Source organism: Actinomadura sp. NPDC048032, from assembly GCF_040653175.1.
In the GTDB taxonomy this organism is placed as follows: domain Bacteria; phylum Actinomycetota; class Actinomycetes; order Streptosporangiales; family Streptosporangiaceae; genus Spirillospora; species Spirillospora verrucosospora.
In genome coordinates, this window is sequence record NZ_JBEZJP010000393.1 from 1 (window position 1) to 7,889 (window position 7,889).

7 protein-coding genes are annotated in these 7,889 nt (G+C 75.0%); 5 read left to right on the plus strand and 2 right to left on the minus strand.

Annotated elements, in window-relative coordinates; translation table 11 throughout:
* Positions 1 to 82: 82 nt before the first annotated feature.
* From AB0C69_RS34070 to AB0C69_RS34090, 5 genes are read left to right on the plus strand one after another with little or no spacing between them, the layout of a single operon-like run.
* Positions 83 to 1,111, plus strand: a complete 1,029-nt coding sequence (locus AB0C69_RS34070; RefSeq protein WP_360359087.1) for a molecular chaperone DnaJ — start codon at positions 83 to 85, stop codon at positions 1,109 to 1,111.
* 12 nt (positions 1,112 to 1,123) lie between these two features.
* A complete protein-coding gene (locus AB0C69_RS34075; RefSeq protein WP_360359089.1) occupies positions 1,124 to 2,095 on the plus strand; it encodes a hypothetical protein in 972 nt (323 codons plus the stop codon).
* 3 nt (positions 2,096 to 2,098) lie between these two features.
* Complete coding sequence (locus tag AB0C69_RS34080) at positions 2,099 to 3,367, plus strand: adenylosuccinate synthetase (protein WP_360359091.1); 1,269 nt, start codon at positions 2,099 to 2,101, stop codon at positions 3,365 to 3,367.
* A 43-nt stretch (positions 3,368 to 3,410) separates the two neighbouring features.
* Complete coding sequence (locus AB0C69_RS34085) at positions 3,411 to 5,378, plus strand: hypothetical protein (RefSeq protein ID WP_360359093.1); 1,968 nt, start codon at positions 3,411 to 3,413, stop codon at positions 5,376 to 5,378.
* A 24-nt stretch (positions 5,379 to 5,402) separates the two neighbouring features.
* Complete coding sequence (locus AB0C69_RS34090; protein WP_345174583.1) at positions 5,403 to 6,107, plus strand: 3-keto-5-aminohexanoate cleavage protein; 705 nt, start codon at positions 5,403 to 5,405, stop codon at positions 6,105 to 6,107.
* 19 nt (positions 6,108 to 6,126) lie between these two features.
* Here the strand turns inward: AB0C69_RS34090 and AB0C69_RS34095 are convergent, their stop codons facing one another.
* Positions 6,127 to 6,738 (minus strand): hypothetical protein, encoded by a 612-nt coding sequence (locus AB0C69_RS34095; RefSeq protein ID WP_360359095.1) that lies wholly within the window; start codon positions 6,736 to 6,738, stop codon positions 6,127 to 6,129.
* Between the two features lie 43 nt (positions 6,739 to 6,781).
* On the minus strand, positions 6,782 to 7,801 hold the full coding sequence (locus tag AB0C69_RS34100; protein ID WP_360359097.1) for an MFS transporter: 1,020 nt from the start codon (positions 7,799 to 7,801) through the stop codon (positions 6,782 to 6,784).
* Positions 7,802 to 7,889: the final 88 nt, after the last annotated feature.

Sequence of the window (7,889 nt, forward strand, 5' to 3'; positions counted from 1 at the left end):
GGCCGCCCCACCCCCCACAAGGAGCACAGATGAGCGAAGCGAACCGGGGGCCTGGGGGGTCGGCCCCCCACAAGGAGCACAGATGAGCGAGACGGAACTGGAGGACGCGCTGGCGCGGCTCGGCCGGGCCCGCGTTCCCGCCGACCTGTTCGGCGACGACCAGGCGGAGGCGGTGCGGCGGTACCGGCGGCTGGCCCGGCTCGTCCACCCGGACGCGGGCGGCGGCCGGACCGAGGAGGCGTTCGTCAGGCTGACCTCGCTCTGGCGCGCCTACAACCGCGGCGACGAGACGCTGATCACCACGCGCCGCCACGCGTACCGGCTGGAGGGCGACCCCATCGGCGGCGACCTCGCGGTGCTGTACGCGGCGCGCCCGGAGCCGGGCCGCCGGGTGCTGCTGAAGATGCCGCGCGACCCCGCCGACGGCGACCTGCTCGAACGCGAGGCCGTGGCGCTCCGGCAGCTTCCGAAGGACGGCGACGCCCGGTTCCTGCCCTACGTGCCGCGGCTCGTCGAGTCGTTCCGGCACCGGGACGCCGCCACCGGGACGCAGCGGCAGGTCAACGTGATCGCCGCGCTGGACGGCTTCCACAGCCTCGCCGAGGTCGGGCGCGCCTTCCCGGACGGCGTCGACCCGCGCGACGCCGCCTGGATGTGGCGGCGGCTGCTCGCGGGCCTCGGCTTCGCGCACCGCGCGGGCGTCCTGCACGGCGCGGTGCTCCCCGACCACGTGATGATCCACCCGGAGGAGCACGGCCTGGTCCTGGTCGACTGGTGCTACTCCGTCCCCGGCTGCCACGCGCACGCCGACCCCTCGGGCCGGGTGCCGGCGATGGTCGACCGGTACGCCGGCTGGTACCCGCCCGAGGTGCCCGGACGGCGGGCCGCGAGCCCGGCGACCGACATCTTCATGGCCGCCCGGTGCATGACCGGCCTGATGGGCGACAAGGCCCCGAAGGCGATGCGCTCGTTCGCGCGCGGCTGCACGCTGCCGGCGCAGAACCGGCGCCCCGCCGACGCCTGGCGGCTGCTGGCCGAGTTCGACGAGCTGCTGGAGCGGCTCTACGGCCCGCGCCGCTTCCGCCCCTTCCACATGCCCGCCCCCCACTGAAGGAGAGAGATCATGGGAAGCGGAAACTGGTCCACCGACGTCTACGCCGCGCGCGCGAGCTACCGCGCGTCCACCGGCGCCAGCGCGTTCGCCTACTCCGACGGCGGCGCGACCGCCGTCCACCCCGACCTGGACCCGCGCGGCGTGACCTTCCGCGAGAGCCGGGACTCCGCCGACCACCCCGAGTCGCTCGCGATCGGCGTGCTGTTCGACGTGACCGGCTCGATGGGGACCGTCCCGCGGACGCTGCAGGCCAAGCTCCCCGACCTGCTCGGGCTGCTGCTGCGCAAGGGGTACGTCGAGCACCCGCACATCCTGTTCGGCGCGGTCGGCGACGCGACCTGCGACCGGGCCCCGCTGCAGGTCGGGCAGTTCGAGGCCGACAACCGGATGGACGACGACCTCGGCAGGATCCTGCTCGAGGGCGGGGGCGGCGGCCAGATGCGCGAGTCCTACGAGCTGGCCATGTACTTCATGGCGCGGCACACCGCGATCGACTGCTTCGACAAGCGCGGCAAGCGCGGCTACCTGTTCATGATCGGTGACGAGCTGGCCTACCCGAAGGCGAAGCGGCGCGAGATCGCCGCGCTGATCGGCGGCGAGCCGGACGAGGACGTCCCGATCGCGAAGCTCGTCCGTGAGCTGCAGACGAAGTACGACGTGTACTTCATCATCCCGGAGGGCGCCTACCACGCCGGCAACCAGGAGCTGAAGGACTTCTGGCAGGGGCTGCTCGGCCAGAACGTGCTCTACCTGGACGACCTGGACGCCGTCTGCGAGACGATCGCGCTGACGATCGGCCTCGCCGAGGACGCCATCGACCTGGGCGAGGGGCTGGAGCACCTCGCGGAGGCGGGCTCGGGCGCCGGCGCCTCGGTGTCGCGCGCGCTCGCCCGGCTGGACGCGGCCCGCGCGCCGGTCGCCGTCTCCTCCACGCCGCCCGGCCTGGACGCCTCCGGCCCGTCCGCGACGACCCGGCTCTGATCCATGGGCCACGTGATCGTCGTCGACCTCGGCTTCGGGGACGCCGGCAAGGGCACGGTCGTCGACCACCTCTGCCGCACCGGTGCGGCAGAGGTGGTCGTGCGGTTCAACGGCGGCGCGCAGGCCGCGCACAACGTCGTCGCGCCGGACGGGCGGCACCACACGTTCGCCCAGTTCGGCTCGGGCACGTTCACGCCGGGAGTGCTGACGCACCTGTCGCGGTTCATGCTCGTCGACCCGCTGGCGCTCGCGTCCGAGGCCGACCACCTGCGCGCGCTGGGCGTCCCCGACGCGCTCGACCGGCTCACCGTCGACGGGGACGCGCTGCTCACGACGCCCTACCACCGGGCCGCCAACCGCGCGCGGGAGTCGGCGCGCGGCGCGGCCCGGCACGGGTCGTGCGGGATGGGCGTCGGCGAGACCGCGTCCTACGCCCTGGCACACGACGACGCGCCGCGGGCGTCCGACTGCCTGTCGCCCGCCCGGCTGCGGCGCCGGCTCGCCGCCGTCCGCGACTGGTACCGGGCCGCGTTCCCCGACGGCGAGGACGTCCCCGGCGCCGACGCGTGCGCCGAGGCGTTCACCGCGTTCGCCGAGCGGGTGCGGATCGTCGGCCCCGGGCACCTGCCCGCGCTCCTCCGCGCCGGGAGCGCGGTGTTCGAGGGCGCCCAGGGCGTCCTGCTGGACGAGTGGCACGGCTTCCACCCGTACACGACGTGGTCGACGACGACGTTCGCCAACGCCGAGACCCTGCTGGCCGAGGCGGGCGCGTCCGCGGCGCGGCTGGGGGTGCTGCGCGCGTACGCGACCCGCCACGGCCCCGGGCCGTTCGTCACCGAGGACCCGGCGCTGACCGCGGACCTCCCCGACCCGCACAACGGCACGGGACGCTGGCAGGGCGCGTTCCGGGTCGGCCACCTCGACGCCGTGGCGCTCCGGTACGCGCTGGAGGTGGCGGGCGGCGTGGACGGCCTGGCGGTCACGCACCTGGACGTCGCGGGGGCGCGTCCAGACCTGCGTGTCTGCCACTCCTACGAGATGGACGGCGGCCGGGTCGGGCGCCTGGAAACGGGACCGCCCGACCTGGACCGCCAGGCCGCCCTCACCCGCCGCCTCCTGGCGGCGCGCCCGGTGTACGCCCCGCTCGGCGACCCGGTGGAGACGATCGAGGACGCGCTCGGCGCGCCCGTCGTCCTGCGCTCCCACGGCCCCACCTCGACCGACAAGCGCGCTGACCACTTCCGGACACCCATTGACCTGAGCGTGCGCTGAGACCAAGATCCCGCTAACGCCGCGGCTCTTCCGGAGGTGGACGTTGCGTCTCCCCCTGCGCACCCTGTCGGCATTCGCGGCGCTCGCCGCGTCCCTCGCGCTGCTGACCGGACCGGCCGCCGCACCGCCCGCCGCGGCGCAGGCCGCCGACGGCTGCGACCCGATCGACCCGGCCGCGTGCCTGCTCCCGTTCCCGAACGACTACTACACGGTCGCCGACGGCGGCACGCCCACCGGCCGCCGCGTCCACCTGCGCACGACGCTGAAGAACGCGCTCGGCGTGCCCGTGTCGCCGGACGACTGGAACCGCGCCGACGGCTTCTCCCCCGGCTCGATGCTGCTCAGCCGCGTCCCCGGCCTCGACCTGGCCCGCACCGGCGCCGCGCCCGTCACCGACATCGGCGCCTCGCTGCGCGACGACGCCCCGATCGTCATCGTCGACACCGCGACCGGCGAGCGCTGGCCGTACTGGGCCGAACTCGACGCGAACGCGCCCGCCGACCGCCGGGCGCTGATCGTCCGCCCGGCCCGCAACTTCCGCGAGGGCCACCGCTACGCCGTCGCGCTGCGCGACCTGCGCGACGCGTCAGGAGACCTGATCCGGCCGAACGCCGCGTTCGCCAAAATACTCGGGCCCGACCTGCCGGCGACCGACCCGCTCGCGGCGCGGCAGCGGGAGGGCAGGCGGGTCCTCGCCGCGCTCCGGGCCCGCGGAGTGGGCCAAGACGGCCTGTACCTCGCCTGGGACTTCACCGTCGCGAGCCGGCAGAGCCTCACCGGGCCCGTGCTCCGCATGCGCGACGACGCGCTGCGCGGTCTCGGCGACCGCTCCCCCTCGTTCCTCGTCACGCAGATGACCGACGACGTGGACGACAGAATCGCCCGGGAGGTGAAGGGGGTCGTCTGGGCGCCGAGCTACCTCGACCAGTACGGCGGGCCGCCCGGATCGGCCCTGCACCGCGGCGCGGACGGCATGCCCTCGCGACTGCCCGGCAACTCCCAGGCCGTCCCGTTCCAGTGCGAGATCCCGCGCTCGGCGCTCGCCCGCCCCGCGCGCCCCGCCCTCTACGGGCACGGCCTGCTCGGCAGCGAGGGCGAGGTCGACGCGGGCAACGTCAAGGCGATGGCCGCCGAGCACGGCTTCGTGTTCTGCGCGACCAAGTGGATCGGCATGGCGGACGAGGACGTCCCGAACGTCGTGACCGCGCTCGCCGACCTCTCCCGCTTCCGGACGGTCGCCGACCGCCTCCAGCAGAGCCTCGTGAACTTCACCTTCCTCGGACGCGCGATGACCCGCGGGTTCGCGGGGAACAAGGCGTTCCGCGACGACGCGGGGGCGCCCCTGATCGACACCGGCGCCGAGCTGACCTACGACGGCAACAGCCAGGGCGGCATCATGGGCGGCGCGCTCACCGCGATCTCCCCCGACGTCCGCCGCGCCGTCCTCGGCGTCCCGGCGATGAACTACAGCACGCTGCTCAACCGCAGCGCCGACTTCCCGCAGTACGCCAAGATCCTCGACCTGTTCTACCCGGACAAGCTCGACCAGCAGATCGGCCTCGCGCTCATCCAGATGCTGTGGGACCGGGGCGAGGCCAACGGCTACGCCTGGCACATGACCGACGACCCGCTGCCGAACACGCCGAAGCACCGCGTGCTGATGCACGTGGCGTTCGGCGACCACCAGGTCGCCCCGGTCGCCGCCGAGGTCGAGGCGCGCACGATCGGCGCCCGCGTCCACGCGCCGACCGTCGTCCCCGGCCGCAGCCCGGACAAGACGCCCTACTGGGGCATCCCGACGTTCGGGACGTCCTACGACGGCTCCGCCATGGTCGTGTGGGACAGCGGCTCCCCCGTCCCGCCGCTCACCAACACGCCCCCCACCGAGGGACGCGACCCGCACTCCGACCCCCGCGGCAACGCGGACGCGCGCCGGCAGAAGGCGGCCTTCCTCAGCACGGGCGCCGTCGTGGACGTGTGCGGCGGGGGACCCTGCGTGATCACGCCCTGATCCGGACCTGAGATGATCGGGTCCATGCTGCAGGTCTGCCCCAACGGAAGCCGGACCGAGGGCGTGCCGACGTCCCCGGAGGAGATCGCCGCGGCGGTCCGCGCCGCGGCCGACGTGGGCGCCCAGGACGCCCACCTGCATCCCAAGGACGACGCGGGCGCCGACACCCTCGCCGCGCCCCGCGTCGCCGAGACCATCGCCGCCGTCCGCGCCGCGACCCCGTCGATCCCCGTCGGGGTGACCACCGGCGCCTGGGCCGCGCCCGACCCGGTCGAGCGCGCCGCGCTGGTGCGCTCCTGGACCGTCCTGCCCGACCACGCCTCGGTGAACTTCCACGAGGAGGGCGCCGAGCTCGTCGCCGAGGCGCTGTTCGAACGCGGCGTCGCGATCGAGGCGGGGATCTTCTCCGGCACCGACGCGGCGGCGCGGTTCCTCGGCTGGCCGCACGCCCACCACGTGCTGCGGATCCTCGCGGAGATCACCGACACCGACCCGGAGACCGCGACCGACACCGCCAAGGCGCTGCTGCACGACCTCGGCACGCGCCTGTCGCGCCCGATCCTGCTGCACGGCGAGGACGGCGGCGCGTGGCCGGTGCTGCGGCTCGCCGTCAGGCTGAACCTCGACGTCCGCATCGGCCTGGAGGACACCCTCGAACTCCCCGACGGCTCTCCGGCCGCCGACAACGCGGTCCTCGTCCAGACGGCCCGCGCCCTCCTCGCGCCGTAGGCGCCCGCGGACCCGGGCGTCAGGAGCGCGGGTTGTGGCCCGCGGCGTCCAGGCGCGCCCAGCCGGCCTCCCACAGCTCGTCGCGGTGCCGGTCGCAGCGGCGCCGGACGAGGGCGTAGGCGATCAGGACGGGCAGCGCGCAGCCGAGCACGGTGGCGCCGGCCGCGTACACCGCGTCGGTGACGGTGCGGCTGTGCGGGCGGGGCCGGACGGTCGGTTCGCTGTGCCGGTCCACCCAGATCGTCCGGTGCGCGCCGACCCTGGCGTCCTTCCAGGCGGGCAGGGACCCGGCGTGGGGTCTGCCGTCCGCGCCCGGCCAGGTGGCCTGGACCGTCTCGTGGATGTAGCGGTCGCCGGAGGATCCGAGGCCGCCGGTCGAGGTGACCGTGGCGACGACCTGGCCGCGGTCGGCCCGCTCCGCGTTCTCCGCGCGCGTCCCCGCGGAGTAGGACAGGGACGCGGTCCAGGCGGCGAGCGGCGGGGCGACGCCGAGCAGCAGCAGGAGGAGGCCGAGAGCGACCGTCCGCTGGACGCGGTCCACCGGACGGCGCAGTTCACTGCGCTCCAGGCCGAGGCGCCGGCGCAGCCGCGTGAGCGGCGGGCCTCCTCGGCCGATGCCGGACCTGCGCATCCGCGTTCACCTCCCCGGGGCATGCCCTCCCGGCAAGAGGCCTTTAGCCATCTTTTCCCAGGATATTCCCGCGCTCGTTGATCGGCACGTCACCGGTGGCCGAATCATCTCCCGTTTCCGGGCCGTTATGCGGGGCCGAGGACCGAATCCGGGCGGCGGCCGGGGCCTCGGAGCGCGCGTCCCGGCCCGTCCCGGCGGCCAGGGCGAGCAGCGCGCCGAGCAGGCACATCCCGGCGGTGATCCAGAAGATCTCCCGGTATTCGGTCCGCAGCGCGTCCTGGAGGGCCGCCTCGTAGACCTTCATCTGCTTCGCGAACTCGCCCTTGGACATCAGGAACGGCAGCGGCGGCTTCAGGTCGGCCGTGAGGGCGTGGAACCGGTGGAAGCCCCACGCGGTCAGCGCGGAGATCCCGAGCAGCATCCCCATCATCCGCGCGACGACCACGGCCGCGGACGCGACGCCGTGCCGCGCGGCCGGGACGAACGCCAGCACCGCCGACGACACCGGCGCGATCACCAGGCCGAGCCCGAGCCCCGTCACGACCAGGTCGACGTCCATCCTCGGCAGCGGGCCGTACGACGCCCCCGCCAGATCGGCCGGCCAGCCGGCGATCAGCAGGTAGCCGCCGGCGGAGACCGCCATCCCCACGACCATCGGCCACCGCTCCCCCACCCGCCGGGCGACCAGACCCCCGGCCACCGCCGCGACGGGCAGCGCCACGAGGAACCGCGTGAGCAGCAGCGCGCCGTCCGTCGCGTCCTTGTGCAGGACGGTCTGCGCGACCAGCACGACGTCCACGAGCGTCACCATCAGCGCCGCGCCCGACAGCAGGCTCACGCCGAGCGTCGCCAGCAGCGGCCCCCGCCGCACGCCCGACAGGTCGAGCAGCCGCGTCCGGGACCTGATCTCCCACAGCACGAACACCGCCAGCACGGCGGCGCCCGCGCCCAGCGCCGGCAGGCCCCACGGAGGCAGGGCCGCCTCCTGCGGTTCGGGGTTGTAGACGGCGGCGACCAGCAGCCCGAGCCCGAGGGCCAGCAGCAGGCCCCCCACGACGTCCACGCCCGGCCGCGCTTCCCGCGGGGGGACGACCCCCCGCACCGCTGGCAGGGCTGTGCGCCGCACTGCCGGGAGTGGGTGGGGCCACCGC

What these genes read in the sequence shown, in the direction of transcription:
- AB0C69_RS34070 (WP_360359087.1), top strand. Translation starts at nt 83, where the DNA reads ATGAGCGAGACGGAACTGGAGGACGCGCTGGCGCGGCTCGGCCGGGCC.
- AB0C69_RS34095 (WP_360359095.1), bottom strand. Translation starts at nt 6,738, where the DNA reads ATGCGCAGGTCCGGCATCGGCCGAGGAGGCCCGCCGCTCACGCGGCTG.
- AB0C69_RS34090 (WP_345174583.1), top strand. Translation starts at nt 5,403, where the DNA reads ATGCTGCAGGTCTGCCCCAACGGAAGCCGGACCGAGGGCGTGCCGACG.
- AB0C69_RS34080 (WP_360359091.1), top strand. Translation starts at nt 2,099, where the DNA reads ATGGGCCACGTGATCGTCGTCGACCTCGGCTTCGGGGACGCCGGCAAG.
- AB0C69_RS34075 (WP_360359089.1), top strand. Translation starts at nt 1,124, where the DNA reads ATGGGAAGCGGAAACTGGTCCACCGACGTCTACGCCGCGCGCGCGAGC.